At 64.5% G+C, this 21,469-nt stretch carries 22 protein-coding genes; 9 read left to right on the top strand and 13 right to left on the bottom strand.

The window, feature by feature from the left end; all coding sequences use genetic code 11:
* Positions 1–2: 2 nt before the first annotated feature.
* Positions 3–1,646 (bottom strand): beta-galactosidase BglA, encoded by a 1,644-nt coding sequence (gene bglA, locus MKI86_RS04275; RefSeq protein ID WP_241597937.1) that lies wholly within the window; start codon positions 1,644–1,646, stop codon positions 3–5.
* Positions 1,647–1,806: 160 nt separating this feature from the next.
* Here bglA and MKI86_RS04270 point away from each other — a divergent pair, with 160 nt between their 5' ends.
* The 4 genes from MKI86_RS04270 to MKI86_RS04255 all read left to right on the top strand — a co-directional run bounded on the left by MKI86_RS04270 (position 1,807) and on the right by MKI86_RS04255 (position 5,320).
* Entirely contained in the window at positions 1,807–2,811 is a 1,005-nt protein-coding gene (locus MKI86_RS04270; protein WP_241597936.1) for an Ldh family oxidoreductase, read from the top strand.
* Between the two features lie 16 nt (positions 2,812–2,827).
* A complete protein-coding gene (locus MKI86_RS04265) occupies positions 2,828–3,742 on the top strand; it encodes a sugar kinase (protein ID WP_241597935.1) in 915 nt (304 codons plus the stop codon).
* A gap of 97 nt (positions 3,743–3,839) precedes the next feature.
* Complete coding sequence (locus tag MKI86_RS04260) at positions 3,840–4,397, top strand: YbhB/YbcL family Raf kinase inhibitor-like protein (protein ID WP_370879885.1); 558 nt, start codon at positions 3,840–3,842, stop codon at positions 4,395–4,397.
* A 65-nt stretch (positions 4,398–4,462) separates the two neighbouring features.
* Positions 4,463–5,320 carry a helix-turn-helix transcriptional regulator gene (locus tag MKI86_RS04255; protein WP_241597934.1) on the top strand — a complete coding sequence of 286 codons (858 nt, stop codon included), beginning with the start codon at positions 4,463–4,465 and terminating at the stop codon, positions 5,318–5,320.
* Here the strand turns inward: MKI86_RS04255 and der are convergent.
* From der to MKI86_RS04240, 3 genes are all read right to left on the bottom strand, one after another.
* On the bottom strand, positions 5,271–6,704 hold the full coding sequence (der, locus tag MKI86_RS04250) for a ribosome biogenesis GTPase Der (RefSeq protein WP_241597933.1): 1,434 nt from the start codon (positions 6,702–6,704) through the stop codon (positions 5,271–5,273). The two genes, MKI86_RS04255 and der, sit on opposite strands and share 50 nt — an antisense overlap.
* A 36-nt stretch (positions 6,705–6,740) precedes the next feature.
* Positions 6,741–7,412 (bottom strand): tetratricopeptide repeat protein, encoded by a 672-nt coding sequence (locus MKI86_RS04245; RefSeq protein WP_241597929.1) that lies wholly within the window; start codon positions 7,410–7,412, stop codon positions 6,741–6,743.
* 101 nt (positions 7,413–7,513) lie between these two features.
* Positions 7,514–8,098, bottom strand: coding sequence for an NnrU family protein (locus MKI86_RS04240; RefSeq protein WP_241597927.1), 585 nt, complete (start codon positions 8,096–8,098; stop codon positions 7,514–7,516).
* Positions 8,099–8,241: 143 nt separating this feature from the next.
* Between MKI86_RS04240 and MKI86_RS04235 the strand changes: the two genes are divergently transcribed.
* Positions 8,242–9,252, top strand: a complete 1,011-nt coding sequence (locus MKI86_RS04235; protein WP_370879884.1) for a polysaccharide deacetylase family protein — start codon at positions 8,242–8,244, stop codon at positions 9,250–9,252.
* Positions 9,253–9,270: 18 nt separating this feature from the next.
* On the opposite strand, the gene sbmA is transcribed toward MKI86_RS04235, so the two are convergent.
* The 7 genes from sbmA to MKI86_RS04200 form a co-directional block, all read right to left on the bottom strand.
* Entirely contained in the window at positions 9,271–10,548 is a 1,278-nt protein-coding gene (gene sbmA / locus MKI86_RS04230; protein ID WP_241597925.1) for a peptide antibiotic transporter SbmA, read from the bottom strand.
* A gap of 95 nt (positions 10,549–10,643) precedes the next feature.
* Positions 10,644–11,834, bottom strand: coding sequence for a YbfB/YjiJ family MFS transporter (locus tag MKI86_RS04225; RefSeq protein ID WP_241597915.1), 1,191 nt, complete (start codon positions 11,832–11,834; stop codon positions 10,644–10,646).
* A gap of 74 nt (positions 11,835–11,908) precedes the next feature.
* Positions 11,909–12,661, bottom strand: a complete 753-nt coding sequence (map, locus tag MKI86_RS04220; RefSeq protein WP_241597913.1) for a type I methionyl aminopeptidase — start codon at positions 12,659–12,661, stop codon at positions 11,909–11,911.
* Positions 12,662–12,707: 46 nt separating this feature from the next.
* Positions 12,708–13,769, bottom strand: a complete 1,062-nt coding sequence (locus MKI86_RS04215; RefSeq protein ID WP_241597911.1) for an LLM class flavin-dependent oxidoreductase — start codon at positions 13,767–13,769, stop codon at positions 12,708–12,710.
* Between the two features lie 81 nt (positions 13,770–13,850).
* Positions 13,851–15,122, bottom strand: coding sequence for an RNA polymerase sigma factor (locus MKI86_RS04210; protein WP_241597909.1), 1,272 nt, complete (start codon positions 15,120–15,122; stop codon positions 13,851–13,853).
* Positions 15,119–15,493, bottom strand: a complete 375-nt coding sequence (locus MKI86_RS04205; protein WP_134646892.1) for a YciI family protein — start codon at positions 15,491–15,493, stop codon at positions 15,119–15,121. Before MKI86_RS04205 ends, MKI86_RS04210 begins: the two co-directional genes overlap by 4 nt.
* Positions 15,494–15,568: 75 nt before the next feature.
* Positions 15,569–15,997 carry a YkgJ family cysteine cluster protein gene (locus MKI86_RS04200; RefSeq protein ID WP_241597907.1) on the bottom strand — a complete coding sequence of 143 codons (429 nt, stop codon included), beginning with the start codon at positions 15,995–15,997 and terminating at the stop codon, positions 15,569–15,571.
* A gap of 321 nt (positions 15,998–16,318) precedes the next feature.
* Between MKI86_RS04200 and MKI86_RS04195 the strand changes: the two genes are divergently transcribed.
* Entirely contained in the window at positions 16,319–16,687 is a 369-nt protein-coding gene (locus MKI86_RS04195; RefSeq protein ID WP_241597905.1) for a GNAT family N-acetyltransferase, read from the top strand.
* Between the two features lie 8 nt (positions 16,688–16,695).
* On the opposite strand, the gene glpK is transcribed toward MKI86_RS04195, so the two are convergent.
* Complete coding sequence (gene glpK, locus MKI86_RS04190) at positions 16,696–18,189, bottom strand: glycerol kinase GlpK (protein ID WP_241597903.1); 1,494 nt, start codon at positions 18,187–18,189, stop codon at positions 16,696–16,698.
* Between the two features lie 194 nt (positions 18,190–18,383).
* Here glpK and MKI86_RS04185 point away from each other — a divergent pair, with 194 nt between their 5' ends.
* Both MKI86_RS04185 and xdhC read left to right on the top strand, forming a co-directional pair.
* Complete coding sequence (locus MKI86_RS04185) at positions 18,384–19,157, top strand: 3-hydroxybutyrate dehydrogenase (RefSeq protein WP_241597898.1); 774 nt, start codon at positions 18,384–18,386, stop codon at positions 19,155–19,157.
* 38 nt (positions 19,158–19,195) lie between these two features.
* Entirely contained in the window at positions 19,196–20,062 is an 867-nt protein-coding gene (gene xdhC / locus MKI86_RS04180; RefSeq protein ID WP_241597896.1) for a xanthine dehydrogenase accessory protein XdhC, read from the top strand.
* Here xdhC and MKI86_RS04175 read toward each other — a convergent pair.
* The gene (locus MKI86_RS04175; protein ID WP_241597894.1) at positions 20,059–20,238 is read right to left on the bottom strand and encodes a hypothetical protein; all 180 of its coding nucleotides are present in this window, start codon (positions 20,236–20,238) and stop codon (positions 20,059–20,061) included. The genes xdhC and MKI86_RS04175 overlap by 4 nt on opposite strands.
* A gap of 100 nt (positions 20,239–20,338) precedes the next feature.
* On the opposite strand from MKI86_RS04175, the gene MKI86_RS04170 reads away from it, so the two are divergent.
* Entirely contained in the window at positions 20,339–21,232 is an 894-nt protein-coding gene (locus MKI86_RS04170; RefSeq protein ID WP_241597892.1) for a LysR substrate-binding domain-containing protein, read from the top strand.
* Positions 21,233–21,469 lie beyond the last annotated feature (237 nt).

Raw genomic sequence — 21,469 nt, 5'->3', positions numbered from 1 at the left:
GCTCACACCCGCACACAGGCCATATCCAGCCCGTCCAGCTCGATCGTGCCGTCCTTCAGCTTCGCGCCGAAGCCCGGAACGGAGACCGGCTGGCCGAGCTTGAGCGATTTTGCCGGCACGAATTCGGCCTTCTCGCGCGTCAGGTTGAAGACGAAGAGCAGCTTCTCGCCTCCCTTTTCTCGCGTGAAGGCGAGAATGTCCTGATTGGAATGCACGAAGGCCATGTCGCCGTCATGCAGCAGGTCGTGCGCCTTGCGGAAGGCGAGCGTCGCGCGATAGTGGTTGAGAACGGAGCCCGCGATCTTTTCCTGTGTGTCGACGGCGTGGCGCGCATGGTCCTCCGGCACCGGAAGCCAGGGCTTGGCCGTGCTGAAACCGGCATGCGCCTCGCCCTGCTGCCAGGGCATGGGCGTGCGGCATCCGTCACGCCCCTTGAACGCTGGCCAGAAGCGGATGCCGTAGGGATCGCGCAGGTCCTCGAAGGCAAGGTCGGCTTCCGTCAGCCCAAGCTCCTCGCCCTGGTAGAGGCATATTGAACCGCGCAGCGTCGACAGCAGCGTGATCGCAAGCTTGGCCACTCGCTCGCGCTCCTCCGGCCCCTTGATGAAGCGGCTGACATGACGGTTGACGTCGTGATTGGAGAAGGCCCAGCAGACCCAGCCGTCGGTCACCGCGCGCTGGAAGGCCTGCACGCACTTACGGATATGCTCGGCGGTGAAATCCGGGCCGAGCAGGTCGAACGTGTAGCACATGTTGAGCTTGTCGCCGCCACCGGTATAGTCGGCAACCGTCTTCAGCGAGCGCGCACCGTCGCCGACCTCGCCCACCGTCATACGCCCGGAATACTCGTCGAGCAGCGCGCGAAAACGCTTGAGGAAATCGATGTTCTCCGGCTGCGTCTTGTCATAGCGATGCGACTGCATGCCGTAGGGGTTCACGTCGGGCGCATCCAAACCGATCTCTTCAGGGTCGGGCTCGTGCGGCGGGTTGTCGCGCAGCTTCCTGTCGTGGAAATAGAAGTTCACCGTGTCGAGCCGGAAGCCGTCGATGCCGCGGTCGAGCCAGAAGCGCACGGTCTTCAAGAGCGCATCCTGCACATCCGGATTGTGGAAGTTCAGATCCGGCTGCGAGGTCAGGAAGTTGTGCATGTAATATTGCTTGCGCACACCGTCCCATTCCCAGCCCGGCCCGCCGAAGATCGACAGCCAGTTGTTGGGCGCGGTGCCGTCGCGCTTGGGGTCGGCCCAGACATACCAGTCCGCCTTGGGGTTGTCCCGGCTCGCGCGGCTTTCGATGAACCACGGATGCTGGTCAGATGTGTGCGAGATCACCTGGTCGATAATGACCTTCATGCCGAGGCGGTGCGCCTCCGCCAGCATGGCGTCGAAATCGGCGAGCGTGCCGAACATCGGATCGACATCGCAATAATCCGAGACGTCATAGCCCATGTCGGCCATCGGCGACTTGAAGAAGGGCGACAGCCAGATGGCGTCGACGCCGAGCGAAGCGATGTGCCCGAGCCGCCGGGTGATGCCGCGCAGATCCCCCATCCCATCCCCGGTCGTGTCCTGAAACGAGCGCGGATAGACCTGATAGATCACCGCGCCGCGCCACCAATCGTCGGCCTTCTTACGTGGCTTGGTCATGCATTCTCGCTCCGGTTGGTTTGCGTTCGGCCAAGATGTAGCGCGCGCCCGGTGGAGGGTAAACGGCGCGCGGCGGGATTTTTCGCAGGTTGACGAAGCGGCAGCAGGTCTTGATGATACCCCGGATCCCAAGACGAAATTCCCAGGACAGGTTGACCGCATGACAGCTGACGTCACCCTTTTGCCAGATGAAGCCTTTGTGCTTGCGAAAACCGCGCTGATGCGTGTCGGCATGGTCGAGGCGGCGGCAGCTGCCCTTGCCCGCGCGAGCGTGGATGCCGAAGCCGCCGGCAAGGGTGCGGTCGGCTTTGCCCACCTCACCGATTATCTCCACGCCCTCGTCGATGGCCGTATCGATGGGCGCGCCGAGCCCCTCATCACGTCTCCCGTGCCCGCCATCCTGAAATGCGACGTCATGGGCGGCGTGGCGCAATATGGTTTCGACATGGCCTGCGAGGAGCTCGTCACAAAGGCGAAAGCACTCGGCGTCTCCATCTTCACCGCGCACAACAGCTACACGACGGGCGAACTCGGCTGGTATGCCGCACGCCTCGCGGCGGAGGGCCTGGTCGCCATCGCCGCGACGAACGGGCCGGCCCTGCTCGCCGGCGCCGGCGCCACCCAGCCTGTCTATTCCACCAATCCGCTGGCCTTCGCCGCACCGCTTGCCGATGGCCGGTTCGTGCTGATGGACCAGTCCTCCAGCGCCACCGCCTTCGTGAAGGTGCGCGAGGCCGCAGCGCGCGGTGAGCCGATCCCGGACGACTGGGCGCTCGATCAGGACGGCAGCCCGACGACCGATCCCTTCGCCGCCATGCAGGGCGCGCTGCTTGCCTTCGGCGGGGCACGTGGCGCCAACATCGCCCTGATGGTCGAAATCCTCGCCGCGGGAATGACCGGCGCGAACTGGTCGCTCGACGCGCCGGATTTCCAGGCGGGTGACGCTTCGCCCGGTGCCGGCCTCTTCGTGCTGGCCTTGTCGCCGCAACTTCTGGCCGATGATTTCACCGCACGGCTCGAGGCGCAGGCGGAACGGCTTTCCCGCGATTACGGTGTCCATGTGCCCGGTCTCGATCGCCTTTCGCGGCAACAGGCCGCCGAAAGCGCGGGCATCGTCTTGCCGCGCCAACTCTTTGACAGTATTTCCTCTTTCCGGCGCAATTAGGCGGGAGGAACAGGGCATGACAGGGCGGCTGCTTGCAATCGGCGAATGCATGGTGGAACTGATGCAGGCGGAAGGCGGGCTGCTGCGCAAAGGCTATGCCGGCGATACCTTCAACACTGCCTATTATGCCCGCCAGTACCTCCCATCGGACTGGAGCGTCGACTACCTCTCCGCCGTCGGAACGGACACGATTTCCGACGAAATGCTCGCCTTCATGCAGGGCCACGGCATCGGCACCGAGCATGTTGCCCAAATCGAGGGCCGCTCGCCCGGCCTCTACATGATCCATCTGAAGGATGGCGAGCGCAGCTTCTCCTACTGGCGCTCCGCTTCTGCCGCCAGGCTGCTGGCGCGTGACGGCGATCGTCTGCGCGCGGCGATGGATGCGTCTGACCTCCTCGTCTTCTCTGGCATAACGCTGGCGATCCTGCCGCCGGAAGATGTGGAAACGCTGCTGGCCGAGTTGCGCCGCGCGAAGGCCACCGGCAAGCGCATCGCCTTCGATCCCAATATCCGCCCCCGGCTATGGGACGATGCCGCGCGCATGCGCGACACGATCACCGAAGGCGCACGCGCCGCCACCCTCGTCATGCCGAGCCTGGACGACGAAACGACCCATTTCGGCGATGCCGGGCTGGAAGAGACCATCGCCCGCTATCGCGCGCTCGGCGTGGCCGACCTGGTGGTGAAGGATGGCGCCGAGGGCGCGACGCTGGTCTTCGGCGAGGAGCGCAGCCACGCCCCGTCCGCGAAGGTCGAGACGATCATCGACACGACGAGCGCCGGTGACAGCTTCAACGGCGCTTTTCTCGCCCGCCTCGCCACGGGTGCGAGCCCGCAGGACGCCGCGCGGTTTGCCGCAAACGTCGCCGCCGCCGTCATCCAGCATCACGGCGCACTGGTGGCCAGGGACAAGCTGCCGGAAGCCTGATTGATCGGATCGGCGCCAAAATCGATCGGCCGTGCACCGACGCGGATGGAGTCTGCGCCTACACTTTTCCTGTCTCCAAGGTACACAGGAAAAGACCATGACCATATCCCGCTGCATGGCGACCTTCTTCGCTGCCCTCTCCTTTTGCCCCCTTGCCGCCCATGCGGCCGATTTCACCGTGACCAGCAGGGCCTTCGCCTCCGGGCAGGTCCAGCCGGCCCAGTTCTCCGACATCATGGGCTGCACAGGGCAAAATCTCTCACCCGATATCCACTGGTCCAACGCGCCTGAGGGCACGAGGAGTTTCGTGGTGACGATCTATGACAAGGATGCCCCGACGGGCTCCGGCTGGTGGCATTGGGTCGTGGTGGACCTGCCGGCGGACGCAACCTCGCTCCCGGCCGGCGCCGGCAACGGCAAAGGCAAAGCCGAGATGCCGGAGGGTGCACGCATGACCCCGACGGATATGGGGGCACCCGGCTTCCTCGGCGCCTGCCCGCCGGAAGGACCGGAGCACGATTACACCATCACCGTGAAAGCGCTCGGGATCGACAGACTGCCGGTGCCCGACAATGCGACGCCCGCCATGGTCGGCTTCGTGAGCAATATGAATGCGCTTGCGACAGCGACCATTTCCGCCAAGGGCAAGCGCTGATGGCCGACGTCTTGCCCGGCCCGGCCGCGAAAGGCTAGGCTCGGGCAGGAACAAGGATGAACCGGATGAGCATCGCCATACGCCCTGATGTCGGCGCTTCCGCACGCATCGTGCAGTACAATCGGCTGCGCTATGCCAATATCCTGATCAATCGCCCTGTCCTTATCCTGGTCGAGCGCGGCACGAAGATACTGCGCAGCGGCGAGGAGGAATGGGTGGTGCCGGCCGGCGGGTGCATCGCGCTCGCCCAGGGCGAAACCTTCGATGTGGTGAACGCGGCCGAGGGCGAGCACGCCTATGAAGCGCGCTGGATCGCCTTCGAGCCGGATACCGTGGGCGCCTTCGCCGCCAAGGCTGGACAAGGCCGGCCTTTCCCCCGCGCTTTCCCGATCCACGGCCCTCACAAGCGGTTCCATGATGCCTTCGCCGATTGCGCGCAGGCGATCACCGAGCCGGGCGGCATCCCGGTCGAGATTGCCCGACACCGTCTCGACGAACTCCTGCTCTGGCTCGATCTGGCCGGCGGGCGTTTTGCTCCACCAAGACCGCCCGGCTTCAGCGACCGCGTACGCGACCTCATCTCGAATGAACCGAACGGGGACTGGACGAGCGTGCGGCTCTGCCGCCTCACCGGCGTCAGCGAGGCAACCTTGCGGCGCAAGCTCGCGGCGGAAAACTGGTCACTGCAGTCGCTGCTGATCGATGTGCGCATGTCGATCGCCATGCAGCTCCTGCAATCCACCGACCTTTCGATCCTGCGTATCGCGGAGGCGGTCGGCTACGAATCGCAATCCCGTTTTGCCGTGCGGTTTCGCGCGCGCTTCGGTTTTGCGCCAAGCGCGATCCGCGGGCACATCAGACCTGACCCGAAAATCAGCGCCTCTTCTTCGCCTTCGAGGCATACGGATTGTCCGTTGCCCTGAAGTGGATGCGGATCGGCACGCCCGGCATGTTGAAATCGTTGCGCAGACCATTGGTGAGGTAGCGGATATAGGATTCCGGCACGGCATCGGGACGCGTGCAGGAGATCATGAAGCCCGGCGGGCGGGCCTTCACCTGCGTCATGTATTTCAGCTTCAGGCGCCGGCCCGAGACGGCCGGCGGCGGATGCTGCGTCTGCTGCGCATCCAGCCAGCGGTTGAGCTTGGCGGTGGAGATGCGGCGGTTCCAGGTGCGGTCCGTGTCGATGACGGCCTGCATCAGCTTGTCCAGGCCACGCCCAGTCTGACCGGAGACCGGCACGGCACGAATACCGCGCGCCTGCGGCAGCAGCCGGTCCGTCTTCTCGCGCAGATCCGCCAGCACCGCCTGCGGGTCGTCGATCAGATCCCACTTGTTGAAGGCAAGCACGGCTGCGCGGCCCTCGCGCAGCACGAGGTCGACGATCTGCAGATCCTGCTTTTCGAAGGGAATGGTGGAATCGAAGACAATGACGACGGTCTCCGCAAAGCGGATGGCGCGCAGGCCGTCGGCAACCGAAAGCTTCTCCAGTTTCTCCTGCACGCGCGCCTTGCGCCGCATGCCGGCCGTGTCGAACATCTTGATCGTCCGGTCGTTCCAGCTCCAGTCGACGGAGATGGAATCGCGCGTGATGCCCGCCTCCGGGCCGGTCAGCAGCCGGTCTTCGCCGAGGAAGCGGTTGATCAGCGTCGACTTGCCGGCATTCGGCCGACCGACGATGGCCACGCGCAGCGGCTTCGTCTCGTCATATTCCGGCTCGTAGTCGTCGTCGCGCTCGATGCCCTGCTCGGCGGCTTCCGCGCGCAGGTCGATATTGGTGACGGCCTCGTCCTCTTCCGGATAGGCCCGCTCCTCGCCGATCGCGGCGACGATGGCGTCGCGCAGGTCGAGCATGCCCTGGCCGTGTTCGGCCGAAATCGGCGTCGGCTCGCCAAGCCCCAGCGTGAAGGCGTCATAGAAGCCGCCGTCAGAGCCGCGGGCTTCCGACTTGTTGGCAACGAGCACGACGGGCTTGCCCTTCTTGCGCAGCATTTCGGCGAGCGCCTGGTCGACGGGCGTCAGCCCCATCTTGGCATCCACGACGAAGAGCGACAGGTCGGCCTCGTCGATGGCGGCTTCCGTCTGGGCGCGCATGCGGCCCTGCAAGGTGTCCGGCGCGGCCTCTTCAAGGCCCGCCGTGTCGACGATGCGGAATTTCAGGTCGATGAGGCGCGCATCGCCCGGGCGGCGGTCACGCGTCACGCCGGGCGTGTCATCGACCAGCGCAAGCTTCTTGCCCACGAGCCTGTTGAACAGGGTGGACTTGCCGACATTCGGGCGTCCGACAATGGCGACGGTGAAGCTCATGGATCAATTCCGTTTCGGTGTCCGGCGAAAGCCGGATCAGGAGGACAGCTTGCCGCTTGCCGTAATCAGGTCAAGCAGCATCTGCGCACGGTTGGCGACGTTGCGCGGCGTCTCGTTGTCGTTGAGGATCGCGTCGAACCATTCCTTGGCGCGTGCGTAATCCCCATGCTTGTAGGCGGACAGGCCGAGAACCTCGCGCGCGGAGTGGCGCGTAGCGCTCTGCGGCGTGGTCAGCTGCTCGACTTCGGCGGAAACCTGCTCGTAGGTTCCGGTGTCGACCAGAAGATAGGCGGCGCGCAGGCGGGCGGCATCACGCACCGGCTGCGGCACGGACGTATCCTTGGCGATGGCGGTGAAGGCATTGACCGCGCCCTGCGCATCCGTTTCGGCGAGCAGCGAGGCCGAGCGCATGCGGGCGAGCACGGGATAGGAGCCGAAGCCTTCCTTCTCGAGCTTGCCGAGGGCTTCGAGCGCCTCGTCCTTCTTGCCGTCGCGGGCAAGTGTCAGCGCGGCCAGGAACTCGTCGCCGGCGGCGGATGCTTCCGAATCCCGCCAGTATTCGTAGCTCACCTTGCCGATTGTGCCGAGAACGACCAGTACGGCAATGCCGATGAGAATGCGTCCGAAACGCTTCCAGACCAGACGCATCTGGTCCGAGCGCAGTTCCTCATTCACCTCGCGGATAAAGCTGTCGTCCTGATTTACCATTCCCTGCCCGGCTCTTGCTGACGATTGGAGTTCGCGCCTTCTACTCCATTTTGGCCGCGTTGTAAGGGGGCAGGCGCGAAAAGCGCCGGTTCAGCCCCCGATCACGGCAGCGGCGCGACGCCGATCAACCATTCGTGAAGCTTGAAGAGGATCACGAGGTAGAGCGCCAGGCCAATGACGACGGAAATCGCATCGTATTTCGCCGACACGAAGACCGGCAGTTTCGTCTCGCCATTGGCGATGCGCTTCTTCAAAGTGATGCGCAGGATGACCGCCCAGGCGAGAATGGTCACGAAGAGCAGCACGGAATAGCTCTCGCCGTTGGCCAGAAGATGCGCCAGCGCCCAGATCTTGATCGCGACGAGGATCGGAAACTTCAGCTTCGTGCGGATATGACCGGCCGGGAGAAACCCGGCGACGAGACAGATCGAGGCGATCAGCATCAGCGTCAGCGCGATATGCGACAGGAATTTCGGCGGGAAATAGAGCATCTCCCCGCCATTCTCGCGCGCCTGGACAAAACCGTAGGCGATGAGCGCAAGGCTTACGAGCGAGGCGATGCCGTGCAGGGCCATCCAACCCGGCTTGCCGAACGCGGCGATGGCGGAATTGCGCAGCCCGGGCGCGATGGGCCTCAGCAGATGCGTGGCGATGAAGAGAACGAGACCGGCGACGAGCAGCGTCATGATAATGCCCCTTGAAGAACTTCCGGCCGCAGGGCCGTTTGCGCAGGAATATCCGTCACGGAACGATAATGCCAGCCCGATCAAAGGATTGCCGCATTCACAATCGATGACGGACCCTTTGCAAATTGTCGCGGGTGGTCCTCTTGTCGTTGTTTTCGTCTCGTTTCGTCCTTCTTTGCCTTTCCGCAGCCGTGGCCGCCGTGCCGGCGCTTGCCGAGGACAAGGCCGGCGAGACGGTGAAACGCAAGCAGCTCGTCATCGTCTCCTTCGACGGCGCGCATGACAATGCGCTCTGGGAGAAGAGCCGCGCCATGGCCAAGCGTACCGGCGCGCATTTCACCTACTTCCTCTCCTGCACCTTCCTCTTCCCGCGGGAGGACCGGGCCACCTATCAGGCGCCGCACGAAAAGCGCGGCCGCTCGAATGTGGGCTTTTCGCCGGACAGGCAGGATACGCTGCTCAGGCTCAGCGAAATCTGGATGGCGAAACAGGAAGGCCACGATATCGGCAGCCATGCCTGCGGCCATTTCGACGGCGGCAAATGGAGCGAGAACGACTGGGCGGCAGAGTTCGCTTTCTTCGCCGACGCGCTGAAGAACGGCTGGCGCAATGCCGGGGCGCCCGAGCGCGAGCCCGCCGACTGGCAACGCTTCGTGAAAGAGGACATCAAGGGCTTCCGCGCGCCCTACCTCTCCGCCGGCCCCGGCCTCGTCAAGGCGCTGAAGGCGAAAGGCTTCACCTACGATGCGAGCCTCGTCACCAAGGGGCCGGCCATGCCGGTCACCAGCGGCGATATCGCCCGCTTCGGCCTGCCGCTCATTCCCGAAGGCGCCTCGCAGCGCCCTGTCATCGCCATGGATTACAACCTCTATGTCCGCCATTCCAAGGGCAAGGAGAACCCTGACAAGAACGCGGCCTTCGAGGACAGCACGCTGAAAGCCTACCGCGACGCCTTCACCGGACAATATGACGGCGCGCGCATTCCCCTCCAGCTCGGCTTCCATTTTGTCGAGATGAATGCCGGCGCCTACTGGCGTGCCCTCGACCGTTTCCTGACGGAGACCTGCAGCAAGGAGGATGTGGCCTGCGTCAGCTATGTCGAGGCCATGGATATCCTCACCAAGGAAAAAAGGGCGGCCGGAGCCGCCCTCTGATCGTTTAAGGTCGAAGCGTTACGGCCGGTTGGCCGCAAGCTCCCCTTCGGCGGCTTCCCGCTCCAGGTAACGCTGGTCGATTTCCGGCAGCGGCTTGTCATCGATCGCCGCCTCGAAGGCTTTCAGACGCTTGTAGATGGAAAGCAGCTCGATGATGGTTGACCAGTAGCTGACGAGGTACTGGAAGGAATCCGTCACCTGGCCAAAGGCCGTGCTGATCTGCTGCCACAGACCCATCGTGATCTTGCCGGCAGCAACGGTGGGGATCAGGATGAAGGTGAGGAAGCTGCCGTCGAGCTGGTTGTAGCCGAAGCGCGCGATGTTGAAGTAGCAATAGTGCCAGTACATGCGGAAGTAGTTCTTGCGCACATTGTTGAACAGCTCCCGCACCGTGACGGGCTGCGCCCGGTCCGCATCGTCCTCGCCATAGACGAGTTCCTTACGATAGGCCGCCTCGACGCGCTGGTTGCGGAATTGCAGACCCGGCAGCTTGATGCCGGCGAGCGCCAGCAGCGCCGTGCCGAAGATCGACCAGCCGATGGCCAGCCAGAACAGCGAGTGCGGAATGGCGCCGAGAACCGGCACATCCGCCATATGCTCGGACAGCTTGAAGAGCAGCGGCAGGAACACGACGAGCGTCATGATGGAGTTGATGAAGACGACGCCGAGGCCTTCGACGATATTGGCGAAGCGCATCGTGTCTTCCTGCACACGCTGCGAGGCGCCTTCGATATGACGCAGCTTCGGCCAGAGCGACATGTAATAGTCGTTCATCGCGGTACGCCAGCGGAAGACGTAGTGGTTGGTGAAGAAGGCCGTCACGACATTGATGACGACGGCGACGGCACCGATCTGCAGGAAGTAGATCTGCATGTCCCACAGTTCGGTCGCGGTGACGTTTCCGGGCCCGGTCAGGCCTTTCTGGAAGAGGTCGAAGAACGGGCCGCGCCAGTTGTTGATGGCGACATAGGCCTGCACGGTGAAATAGGCGATGAAGATGAGGAACGCGGTGCCCCAGATCGACCAGTTCGTCCAGGGATGGTCACGCGCGATCACCTTCCAGGCTCCACCGAAGATCGCGACGAAGATCGCGAAATACAGGTAGAACCAGAGATTGTCGGGAGAGAAGAAGTAGGCGATGCCGAGCGGCGCGGCCTCACCGGGCGCCAGTGGCGGCAAGCCGATCGCCGCCCCCATTTGCGGCCCCACCGTATACCAGACCACCATGCAGATGATCGACCAGACGACGAAGGACGAGAAGAACAGCTTGGGCTGCGGGAAGAAGGAATGGAACAAGGGCGAGACTCTCGATCGTTCAGCGGCAGCGGCACCGCCAATTCACGCTGAATCTAGAGGAGTTTGCGCGCCGCAACAATTACCGTGGGCCGGCATTACGGAGATTTAATGGAAAGCGCTCCGCCGGCGACGACCGTCACCGCGGCGATCAGCAGGACGCCGGCTGCGACAAGGCTCGGCAGCACATAGCTGCCGGTCTGCGCGGCCAGTATGCCGGCGCCGAGCGGGCCGACGATCTGCCCCACCCCGAAGGCGGCCGTCATCAGCGCCAGCACCTGGCGTGGGCTGTCGCTTGCCAGTCTGCGCCCAAGCTGCAAGCCGTACGCCGTCACGATCATGAAGGTGAAGCCGAGCAGCGCGCCGCCGATGAGGGCCGATGCCGGAAACGGCAGCACGACGGTCGCCGCGACACCGACCGCTTCCAAAAGAAGCGCGGCCAGATAGGTTGCCGCCACGCCGAGACGGCGCTCGACCGGGCGCCATGCAAAAAGGGAGATTGCCGCAGCCGCGCCGGTCACGAGCCAGGTAAGGCATTCCAGCAGCGGATCATGGGCGCCCGCGCGCGCGATGGCCACGATGAAGGTGGCGGTGACGACATAGCCGATGCCGAACAGTCCATAGCTCGCCGTCAACGCCACCAGTGGCCGCGTCCACCTGATGGACGGCTCGCGCCGGGAGTCAGCCTGCGCGGCCGGACGGGGCAGAAGAAGCGCCACGGCTGCAAGGCCGACAGCCCCCAGAAGCCCGCCGGCCAGCCAGTCGATGCGCCACGGCGAAATCGCCGTGGGCGGAACCAGCGACAGGACATAGACGAGCACCGCCGAAACCGCGATGCCGCAGCCGACGCCGGAAAAATGCGCCCGCTGCACGCGCGGATCGCCGTGGCTGAGGCCGATGGAAAGCACGATGCCGGAGGTGAAGATCATGGCGAAGGCGCTGGCGAGCCCTGCAAGGAAACGAATGACGGAGAGCACCGCGACATCGGACGCCAGCGCCATGGCAAACAGCAGCAGCACGGTGGCGGCGAGCGCACCGATTGCCAGAGGCCTCTCCCGGCCGGTGGCCCAGCCGTGGGCGGCAAGCAGTGCTCCCAGCAGGTAGCCCGCGAAATTTGCCGCGGCAATCACGCCGGCCTCGGCCGCATCAAGACCAAGCCCCGTCATCATGCCCGGCAGCACGGGTGTGTAGAAGAACCGGCCGATGCCCATCGCAACGGCCATCGCGACCGCGCCTGAAAGCGCGGCCCGCACCGGCTCGCGGGACAGGAAATTTGTGCACTGCGTCATGGCGCGACCATGGCACCGCGGCGCCAGGCGAACAAACGAGATAAATTGATCCGTCGATCAGCGCCGTTGAAGGCTCAGCCCGGCAGCGTGACGACGAGCGGCCCGTTGCGGGTGGCCACCACAGTATGCTCGAACTGCACGGTCGGTGCGCTCGGCTCGCTATAGAGCGTCCATTCGTCCTTGTCGCCGCTGCCCGCCCAGTTGGCGCCGAGCGACAGGAACGGCTCCACCGTGAAAACCAAGCCTTCCGTCATGCGGCGCTTTTCCTGTGGGTCTGGCCAGGTCGCGATTTCCGTGGGCTCCTCGTGCAGCGACCGGCCGACGCCGTGGCTCGCAAGATTGGCGATCAGCGTATAACGGTTCTTGCGGGCGAATTCGCCGATGGCGTTGCCCACCTGCGCGAAAGGCTTTCCGGTCTTGACCTCCTTGAGCCCCACCCAGAGCGCCCGCTTGCCGTCACGGCAAAGGCGCTCAACGGCAGGCGTTGAACGGCCCAATGTGAAGGATGCGCCCGTATCGGCAAAATAACCGTCCCGCACCGCCGAGACGTCGATATTGATGAGATCGCCGTTCCTGATCACGCGTTCGCCGGGAATGCCGTGCGCAACTTCCTCGTTGATGCTGATGCAGGTCGCGCCCGGAAACTTGTAGCAGCTCTCCGGTGCGGAGGTGGCACCCGCCTCCTCCAGCATGCGCCGGCCGATCAGGTCGAGTTCCCCGGTCGTCATGCCCGGCCGGACGGCCGTCGACATATGCTGCAGAACATTGGCGCAGATCCGCCCGATGGCCTTCAGGCCCTCCAGGTCTTCATCATTTTCTAGAGTCATCGCATCTCTCTTTCGCGGGGCGTCCTAACACAACCGCGCGCCGCTGTCAGGCAGAAGCGGGCGCCTCCGCCGTCTTGTCCTCGGCCAGCATTTCGCGCACCAGCGGCGCAACCTTGGTGCCGTAGAGTTCGATCCCGCGAAGAAGCCGGTCATGCGGCATCAGCCCGATTGCCATCTGCAAAAGGAAGCGATCGTTGCGGAAAATCCGCTGATGCGCCACGATCTTGCGCGCCACCGTCTCCGGATCGCCCAGGAACAGATGGCCGTCAGGTCCGGTTGACTGGTCGAACTGCGCCCGGCTGGTGGGTCCCCAGCCGCGCTCGCCGCCGATGCGGTTCATCACCGCAGCCTGCGGGCCATAGAATGTGTCGGCCGCCTCCTGCGTCGTGTCAGCGATGAAACCGTGCACGTTGATGCTCGTCTTCAGCCCCGCTGCGTCCTGGCCCGCGCGGCGCGCGGCCTCGCGGTAGAGATCGAAGAGCGGCGCATAGCGCGCCGGCGTGCCACCGATGATGGCAAGGGCCAGCGGCAGGCCATAGGCGCCCGCGCGCGCCACCGATTGCGGCGTGCCGCCGACGGCAATCCAGATCGGCAGCCGGCCATGGACCGGCCGGGGATAAACACCGAGCCCGGGCAGCGGCGCGCGCATGGTGCCGTTCCACGAGACCTTTTCGCTCTCGTTGAGCGCGAGCAGCAGATCGAGCTTCTCCTCGAAGAGCTTGTCGTAATCGTCGAGCGCATAGCCGAACAGCGGGAAGGATTCGATGAAGGAGCCGCGCCCCGCCATGATTTCGGCCCGGCCACCCGAGATGAGGTCGACAGTCGAGAACTGCTGGAACACCCGCACCGGATCGTCCGACGACAGCACCGTCACCGCACTTGAAAGCCGGATGGTCTTCGTGCGCGCCGCTGCCGCCGCCAACACGACGGCGGGGGCAGACGCCGCATAGTCCGGACGGTGATGTTCACCAAGCCCGAACACGTCGAGGCCGACCTGATCGGCAAGCTCGATCTCGTCAAGCAGCTCTTTCAGCCGCCGCTCCCCATCCCGACCCTTGTCGGCGGCATTGGGATCGACATCGGCGAAGGTATAGAGGCCAAGTTCCATGGGATGTTCCAGATCAGAGGATTTTCCCTGAAATATGGCGTCCGCGCCCCGGTTGAAAGCCCCGCTCGGGAAACAGTGTGTTTACGGAGCGCTTGAAGGCACTGCACCTGCGGCCATCTCACGCTGCAGGCTGTCGAGATGCTGGCGGATATGCGCGGCTTCCGCTGTAGAGGTGGCAAGTGCGATCGCCTTGCCGAAGGCCTCGCAGGCCTCTGAATAACGGCCAAGCTGTTTCAGGAGCCCGCCGCGCAGGCCGTGGAAGTAGAAGTAGCCCGAAAGCGTATCCGCCAGCGGCTCCACCAGCGCCAGTGCGGCCTCCGGCCCCGCGCGCTTCGACACCGCCACCGCCCGGTTGAGCGTGACGACCGGCGACGGCTGGAGGCGTTCCAGCGTCTGGTAGAGTAGGTCGATCTCCAGCCAGTCGGTTTGCGCCGCCGTCGGCGCGCGGGCATGCAGCGCGGCAATAGCTGCCTGGATCTGGAATGGTCCCGGCGCGCGGTGGCGCAGCGCCTTGTCGATCAGCACCAGTGCTTCGTCGATCATGCCGCGGTCCCAGAGCGACCGGTCCTGGTCCTCCAGAAGCACGATCTGGCCGTCGCCGTCGAAACGCGCCTTGCGCCGCGCATGCTGGAGCAGCAGCAGCGCCGTCAGCCCCATGATCTCCGGTTCGGCCGGAAACAGCACCAAAAGCAACCGCGCCAGCCGGATCGCCTCCGCGCAGAACGGCGTATCGAGCTTTTCCGGCGCGCCGGCCGAATAGCCCTCGTTGAAGACGAGATAGATCATCGCGGCGACACGGCCGAGGCGTTCGGCACGCGCCACCGCATCCGGCGTCTCGAAGGCAACGCCCGCCGCACCGATCCGCGCCTTGGCCCGCGTGATGCGCTGCTCCATCGCCGCTTCCGATACGAGGAACGCGCGCGCGATCTGGCGCACGGAAAGCCCGGAAACGATGCGCAGCGCCAGCGCGATCTGCTGTGTCGCCGGCAGTTCGGGATGGCAGCAGACGAAGAGCAGCCGCAGGATATCGTCGCGGTAATGCGCGCCGTCCAGCCGGTCGGCCATGTCCGCCTCCCGGTCCTCGAGGTCGGAGAGCATCTCTTCGGGCGGCAGCGGCTGGGTCTTTGCCCGCTTGCGCACCTGGTCGATACCACTGTTGCGGCCCACGAAGATCAGCCAGGCCGCGGGGTCACGCGGCGGTCCCTTTTCCGGCCAGGTCTTCAGCGCCCTGAGACAGGCCTCCTGAAAGGCCTCCTGCGCGAGGTCGAGGTCACGAAAATAGCGCAGAAGCGCGCCCATGGCCTGCGGCCGCGCCGATGTGAGCGCAAGATCGATCCAGCCGGGGTCCGTCATGCGATGGGCACTCCCGGCATGAAATATTGCAGCGGCCGGATTTCATAGGTGCCGTGCGCCGGGTTGGCGGCGGAAAGCTCGCGCGCGAAGGTGATCGCCTCCTCCAGCGTCTCGGCCTGCACCACGAAGAAGCCAAGGAACTGTTCCTTGGTCTCGGCAAACGGCCCGTCCATCACGATGGCATCGGTCGCGCCCTTGCGCACCGTCACGGCCGCCGTCGTCGGCATCAAGCGGGCGACAGGCCCCAGCTTGCCGGCCTCGGCATACCGCTGGTTGACGGCGCCGAGATCGGCCATGACCTTGTCGTCCTGCTCCTTCGACCAGGCACAGACTTCACTTTCGGAATCGTAGCAGAGAACGGCATACAGCATGGAAACCTCCCGTTGGCTGGAAGACGTAGACGTAGCGCGTCCGCCGACAGGCCGCACCGGATTATTTTCACCGGATCAGATCTTGAAGACGTCGTCCTGCTGGAACACGATGACATAGCCGCCTGTCGACGCCCCCTGGTCAGCCCAGGCCTGCAACTGCGCGTGATACGGCTCCAGCCGCCAGATATCCGCGTGATCGGGATCGACCAGAACGGTGATCTGCGGCCCCTGCCGATAGATCATCATGTGGGAACGCGACGGGTCCCAGGCAGCGCCGAGCGTAGCGTCCGTCATCCACAGACAGAGAAAATCCCGGCAGACGGACGGCCGCTCCTCGTAGATCGAACAGCCCTTGCCAGCAATGCAATGCCGGCACCAGGCGTTGGCCGGCTTGTCGAACAGATCGATATCGGGCAGCCGGCAGCACAGCGTGCAGCTACCGCACGCCCGGCCCGGCACGGTGGCGGGCGAAGGCGTCGCGCACCGGTCTTCGGCCTGCGGCATGGCGATCTCCATTGACGAACCGGCCGATCCATACCGCTCCGCCCGCCGTCATGCACCGATTTTCTGCACGCATCCGCCGCCAGGCTGGCAAAGTGGAAAAATCGGGGCACAGTCGCCGCCAGACAGAGAGGACTGTACGCATGACGGTGTTGCAGACGAGGCAACTGACACTGACCCCGTGCACGCCTGACGACCGCGCCGATTTCATCGCGCTCGAAAGCGATCCCGCGGTCATGCGCTTCCTCAATGGCGGCTACCCGGTCGGCAAGGCGGAGAGCGACCCGGATGCAACCTTCCTCATGCCGCGCGGCACCGAGCCCCATGTCTGGACGGTGCGCCGCACCGCCAGCCGGGCCTTCGTCGGCTGGATCTGGCCTTTGGCCGGAAACGGCAAGGCTGGCCGAACTCGGCTACCGCCTGCGACAGGCGGAATGGGGCCAAGGTTTTGCATCGGAAAGTGCCGCAGCCCTTGTGAACTGGGGGTTCGAGAACGCCGGCTACGATACCATCGTCGCCTGCACGATGGCGGTGAACAATCCCTCGCGCCGCGTCATGGAAAAGCTCGGCATGCGCCACACGCGCACCGTCGATGTTACCGGCCCGGACATCTTCCCGGGCTGCGAACAGGGCGAAGTATGGTACGAGCTGAACCGCGCGGACTGGAAGGGCACCGGACCGCCCTCCCCGTGACCAAAATCCTAGCCGGCGCTCAGCGTGCGGCGCACCGCATCTTTCCAGCCCTTGATCTTCGTCGCGCGGGTCTTCTCATCCATTTTGGGCTCGAAGCGCGTGTCGCGCGCCCAGGACTTGGCAAAGCCCTTGCGGTCCGGCCACACGCCGGCGCGCTGGCCGGCAAGCCATGCGGCCCCCAGCGCCGTCGTCTCCAGAATGGTCGGGCGGTCGACGGGCGCGTCGAGAATGTCGGCAAGGCGCTGCATCGTCCAGTCGGAGGCGACCATGCCTCCATCGACGCGCAGCACCGTTTCCTTGCCGTTCGCCTTCCAGTCCTTGTGCATGGCGTCGAGCAGGTCGCGCGTCTGGTAGCACACGGCTTCAAGCGCGGCGCGGGCGAATTCCGCCGGCCCCGTATTGCGCGTCATGCCGTAGATCGCGGCACGCGCCTCCGGGTCCCAGTGCGGCGCGCCCAGCCCCGTGAAGGCAGGCACGAGATAGACATTTTGCGTCGGGTCGGCCTTGGCCGCGAGATCGCCGGTATCGGCGGCCGACTTGATGACCTTCAGCCCGTCGCGCAACCATTGCACGGCCGCCCCCGCAATGAAGATCGAACCCTCGAGCGCATAGGTCGTCTCGCCGTCCAGCCGGTAGGCGATGGTGGTCAGCAGCCGGTTCTTCGAGCGCACCATGTCCGGGCCGGTGTTGAGCAACGCAAAGCAGCCGGTGCCATAGGTGGATTTCATCATGCCCGGCTCGAAGCAGGCCTGGCCGATGGTCGCAGCCTGCTGGTCGCCGGCCACGCCGAGGATCGGGATTTCAGCACCGAACAGGCTTTTCTCCGTCACGCCGAAATCCGCCGCGCAGTCCAGCACCTCGGGCAGCATGGCCTTGGGCACGCGCAGGATGTCGAGGAGGTCGTCATCCCAGCTGTTGTCGGCGATGTTGTACATCAGCGTGCGGCTGGCATTGGTGGCGTCGGTGACATGGGCCGTGCCGCCCGTCAGCCGCCAGATAAGGAATGAATCGATGGTGCCGAAGCACAGGTCGCCCTTGGCCGCGCGGGCGCGGGCGCCCTTCACATTGGAGAGCAGCCAGGACAGTTTGGTGCCCGAGAAATAGGGATCGAGCAGCAGGCCGGTCTTCTTCGTGAAGGTCTTTTCAAGGTCCTGCCGCTTCAGCTTCTCGCAATAGGAGGCCGTGCGGCGGTCCTGCCAGACGATGGCATTGTGGATCGCCTTACCGCTCTCGCGCTCCCACACCACGACCGTCTCGCGCTGGTTGGTGATGCCGATGGCGGAAATGTCGGAGGCCTTGACGTCGGCCTTTTTCAGCGCCGCCTTCACCGACCAGACGACGCTTTCCCAGATTTCCTCCGGATCGTGCTCCACCCAGCCGGACTGCGGAAAGATCTGCGTGAATTCCTTCTGCCCCGAACCGACGACCTTCTGCTTGCCGTCGAAAACGATCGCCCGGCTCGATGTCGTGCCCTGATCGATCGCGAGAACATATCCGCTCATTCCGCCCTCCCGTTGCGGGCCTCTCCAGGACCCTTCGAATCTTCAATACGATACAAAAACGAATGTCAAAGGAAAATAAAACGCACCTTTGCCCCGCTTCCAGCGGGACTGTACCGCGCGCAAAACGCAATTGTCATTGCTTGAATTTTGGGCGTAGGCTGCCGACATCAGAGCATGAATTGGAGATTGCCCTCATGAAAAGCGTCGTCGTCACCGGCTCGACCAGCGGCATCGGTCTCGCCATCGCCACCGCCTTTGCCGAAAACAACGCCAATGTCGTCATCAACGGCTTCGGCGCGGCCGACGAGATCGAGGCGATCCGCGCGAAGCTCGACGGCCTCGGCAAGGGCAAGGTGCTCTACCATCCCGCCGACATGACCAAACCGCACGAGATTTCCGACCTCATCCAGACGGCGGTCGAACAGTTCGACGGCGTCGATATCCTCGTCAACAATGCCGGCATCCAGCATGTCGAGAAGATCGAGGACTTTCCCGTGGAGAAGTGGGACCAGATCATCGCGATCAATCTTTCCAGCTCCTTCCACACCATTCGCAATGCCGTGCCGCACATGAAGCGCAAGGGCTGGGGCCGCATCATCAACATCGCCTCCGCGCACGGCCTGGTCGCCTCCCCCTTCAAGGCAGCCTATGTCGCCGCCAAGCATGGCGTCATGGGTCTCACGAAGACCGTGGCGTTGGAGGTCGCCGAAAACCGCATTACCGCCAACACCATCTGCCCCGGCTATGTGCTCACACCCCTCGTCGAAAAGCAGATCCCCGATACGGCCAAGGCCCGCGGCATTAGCGAGGCGGAGGTGAAATCGGATGTCATGCTGAAATTCCAGCCCACCAAGGAATTCGTCGGCACCGACGAGGTCGCTGCCATCGCGCTTTTCCTCGCCTCGGATGCGGCAAAGTCCATCAACGGCACCCACATCTCCGTCGATGGCGGCTGGACCGCCCAGTAAGAACAAACAACCGATAAGCAGCAAACAAGAAGACCATCATGAATTTTCTGCAGGACAGCCTGGAGGGTTTTCTCGCCCGGGAACACCGCGTCGTCATCGTCGATATCACCGCCGTCAAGGGCTCGGCCCCGCGCGACGCCGGCGCCTTCATGCTGGTGGCGCCGACCGATATTCACGGTACCATCGGCGGCGGGCAGCTGGAATACGAAGCCATCGAGAACGCGCGCAAGCTGCTGGCCGAGGCCGGCGGCGAGCCGGTGCTCGATATCCCACTTGGTCCTGAGATCGGCGAGTGCTGCGGCGGCCGCGTCACGCTGACCTTCACCTTTGCAGACGAGCCCGCCCGCGCCGCGCTGGATGCACGGCTGGCCGAGGACGAGCGGCGCAAGCCGCAGGTCTGGGTCTTCGGCGCCGGCCATGTCGGGCGCGCGCTGGCCGATGCGCTGACGCCTCTGCCTCTCAAGGTTTTCGTCGTGGAGAAGCGCGAGACCGAACTCGACCAGATGACCTCCGAGGTGCATCACCGGCTGAGCGACAAGCCGGCATCGGTGATCGCCGACATTCCGGCGGGCGCGGCCGTCGTCATCGTCACGCATGATCACGCGCTCGATTTCATGATCGCGCGCGAAGCGCTCGCCCGCACCGACCTCGCCTATATCGGCATGGTCGGCTCGAAGTCGAAGCGCGCCAGCTTCCTGCATACGCTGGACGAGGACGGCATCGACCGCAGCGTGGCCGACAGGCTCGTCCTGCCGATCGGCGGAACGGCCGTGAACGACAAGCGGCCTGAGGTTATCGCTGCCATGACCGCCGCCGAACTGCTCGTCGCCTTCGCCGCGAAAACCCAGGGCATTTCCAGTCGAAGCGGGATTGCTTCGGTATCGAATGATGCAGCAGGGCTCTAACAGCGCCCGTCAAGAAAGCCGAGATCCCGTTTCAGGTGATCCGACAGCGCGGTGACGTCGAGCCGCGATATAGCCGCCCGCTGCCGGCGGAAGATGCCGTGTGACAGCCTTTGCCAGAAAGTGAGTTCACGAAACGGCAGGACGCCGACGGGCTCCCGATCAACAGCGTAGGACATAATGAAGCCTCGAAATTTCCAGTGATGGATTGCACCATGCCCTGGAAAATGTTGGAATTCCAATCGAACCTTAATCTACATCCATAAAGAGAACTTGGCCTTGAAGATGTCCCGGAACGTCCCGCTCAATGCGCTACGCGTCTTCGAGGCGGCCGCACGCCACGGCAGCTTCACCCGCGCCGGCGACGAGCTCGGCATGACCCAGACGGCCGTCAGCTACCAGATCAAGCTTCTGGAGGAGACGCTCGGCGTAACGCTCTTCCTGCGCCAGCCGCGTCAGGTCGTGCTGAGCGAGGCCGGGGAGCGTCTGCGGCCCAAGGTGGCGGAAGGTCTCGGCAAGCTCGCCGAAGCCATCGCCGACCTGAAGGGCGCGAGCGAGGAAAAGCTGCATATCAATTCCACGCCCACCTTCGCCACGCAGTGGCTGAGCCGCACGCTCGGCGATTTCCAGCTCAAGCATCCGGCCATCGCGGTGCGGCTGTCCACATCGCAGGACCTGATCGATTTCTCACGCGAGGAGGCCGATGTCTCGATCCGCTGGGGCAAGGGTGACTGGCCGGGTCTTGCCTGCCACCGCGTCATGCGCATGGATTTCGCACCGATGCTCAGCCCCAAACTTGCCGAAACGATCGGCGGCATCCGCGCGCCCGCCGACCTCCTGAAACTGCCCATCATCAGCCCGCTGGACATCTGGTGGCGCACCTGGTTTGCCGCCGCGGGCATCGATGATCCGGGCCTGGAGCGCTTTCCGGCCAACGAGCTGGGCGTCCAGACCATCGACGCACAGGTCGCCATGGCCGGCCAGGGCGTCGCCATTCTTAATCCCGGCCATTTTCGCGCCGAAGTCGCCGCCGGCCAGCTCTACCAGCCCTTCGAGCTTACCTGCAACGACGGCCGCGACTACTGGCTCGCCTACCCCGAAAACCGCCGCAACATCCGCAAGATCAAGGCCTTCCGCGACTGGATCCTCACTGCCTTGCCCAAGGCGGTGTGAGGGACGGCACCTGCACGCACGCCGCCCCACCCTTTCAACTTTCGCAACCTTTCCTCCGCCCCCTCCCTTTCCACCGTGATCCCCGCGCTCGCGGGAATTGTTAAGCCACAACAGCGAAGTGCGGGGACATCGACGCCGGAAAAACCCAATCATTCCAGTTCCCGCCGCCCTTTTCACCCGCAAATCATCCCCGCCTTCCGCCCATCGCCTATCCTGAACGTCCTTCCGCCGCCGGAC

It is taken from the genome of Shinella sedimenti (assembly GCF_022601905.1).
Lineage (GTDB): Bacteria > Pseudomonadota > Alphaproteobacteria > Rhizobiales > Rhizobiaceae > Shinella > Shinella sedimenti.
The sequence above is the reverse complement of the archived record's forward strand: the minus strand, read 5'-3'. Positions and strand labels throughout refer to the sequence as shown.